The sequence below is a fragment of the Vibrio sp. 10N.222.46.A1 genome (assembly GCF_041473595.1).
Lineage (GTDB): Bacteria > Pseudomonadota > Gammaproteobacteria > Enterobacterales > Vibrionaceae > Vibrio > Vibrio tasmaniensis_A.
This window is the reverse complement of sequence record NZ_JBFRSN010001635.1, coordinates 1-455: the sequence shown is the minus strand read 5'-3', so window position 1 is coordinate 455 and position 455 is coordinate 1. Positions and strand designations below refer to the sequence as shown.

Sequence of the window (455 nt, the reverse complement as noted above, 5' to 3'; positions counted from 1 at the left end):
GAGAGGATATGATTTTCAAAACGAATCTGGTCCGCAATAAGCTGGTGGACTGCGCGTTTAGAGATAATGAATTCACCGTTGATGACGCATCTTCATACCAAACCTTCAAAGAACAAATTTCTGGCTTAGAACTGTCTGAGCCTCGCCAAGCTGAACTCGCACTATATTGTGTGGCAGCAAAGCGCTTCCACAAGCCTGTACAGCCTAAAAGCTGGTTCTTCGATTCACAAGGCGCTGGCCACGAATCTCCTCAAGAAGGGGATATCGTACAAATGAATAACGAGCATAGCCTAGGTTACTTCATTGTATTGGAAGTGGGAGAGTGTGCGAGCCTATGTGCATTTGTCGACTTAGAGGAGTTTCTGCTCACACCTTCAAAAGGGTTAAGCTATGGAGACTCGATTAAAGTGATGCACGATAGGATGGTAGACGCGAACTCTATTCTTCATTTTCAC

1 protein-coding gene is annotated in these 455 nt (G+C 45.1%); it reads left to right on the top strand.

Features of this window, described 5'->3' with window-relative positions; all coding sequences use genetic code 11:
* A partial coding sequence (locus tag AB4496_RS28570) for a cell division protein ZapC (RefSeq protein ID WP_372133457.1) occupies positions 1-455 on the top strand: 455 nt, incomplete at both ends.